The organism is Oleiphilus sp. HI0079, assembly GCF_001635105.1.
The window spans coordinates 1-1,201 of sequence record NZ_LWFT01001023.1 but is presented as its reverse complement, the minus strand read 5'-3'; the positions used below and the strand labels follow the sequence as shown (position 1 = coordinate 1,201).

Below are 1,201 nucleotides of genomic sequence, written 5' to 3'. Positions count from 1 at the left end.
AATTTCTTAGCGAATGAGCGTCTTGGAGCGCTTAAGTCTGTTGCACGCAGTCCAGAACTCATCGAGCGCCTGATAACGAGCGCTGAGAATAACCATGATTTGCTGCGAGCGACATTTCCAGACTTGGTTGAATTCTATGTCGTATCCGCCGAGCAACTCCCGCAAGTCAGAACTCTATACCCAAATCTCGGATACGCAAGTGTCGATGCTATTCGTAAAGCTCAAACACTAGAAAATTTGAAGCTCGAAGCCTTCTATGATGGCTCTAAGTGGTTTTATCAGGCAGCACTTGCGGTTACTGATGAGCCCGCTGCCGTTATTTTGTTTTTATTTGACGATTCGGAAATAAAACGCGCTTTGCAGGGGCAGGCTAAAGCATTAGAAGGGAACATCGCTTTGTATAGTAGCTCAGCAGAAAATGCGGCGAAGGTTATGGAGTTTGGTTCGCCTGCGCATGGTGAGCAACTTTCTAAGCCTATTCATATCGGCTCTTGGCAGCTTCGTTATGCCACGACGGCTAATGGCTTAATCGCGGTTGATAGAACGTTCCTTTGGTCAATTCTCGCTGCAGCGGCCCTAATATCGCTAATTCTTGTTTATCTTATTTGTCGTCTGCGCTTAAACAAGATTCGTTCAGATGTGGTGCTTACATCAAGTTTGGTGTTGTCTGGTATCTCCGGTGAGAGAAAGTCATCTGTGCGCCTGGCTTTTGCAGAAACATCGTCGCTACTTGAGAATGCGAACAAAGCGCTTGCTGAACAGGAGCAAAAAGCGAAACCAGCCATGGCAGCCAAGCCGAACGCTTCAAACGCAGCCGAGTCGATGGGCGTTGTTGAGGCTCATGCTGAAGATAGCTCGGACGACGATTTGAATTTTGATGATCTGGACCTAGATGAGGAGTTAGGTTTGAACGAACCCGAAGTTGCTTTACCGCGTTCTGATGAACATGAGGGTGCAGAGATTGATGCATCGATTTTTAGAGCCTACGACATTCGCGGAATTGTTGATGAAACGCTGACGCTTGAAACGGTTGAGTTGATTGGCCGCTCTCTCGCTTCTGAAGCACTGTCTCAAGGGCAAAACACGCTTTGTGTTGGTTACGACGGGCGTCTTTCTAGTGAGGCGTATTGCCGCGCTATCTGTCAGGGCATCACAAGCACAGGCGCTGATGCGATTGTTGTGGGTCGTGTGCCGACGCCGG

Annotated in this window: 1 pseudogene; it reads left to right on the top strand. The window is 48.5% G+C overall.

The features are described from left to right. Positions 1-1,201 (top strand): annotated as a pseudogene (locus A3750_RS18450) (hypothetical protein); the annotation flags it as partial.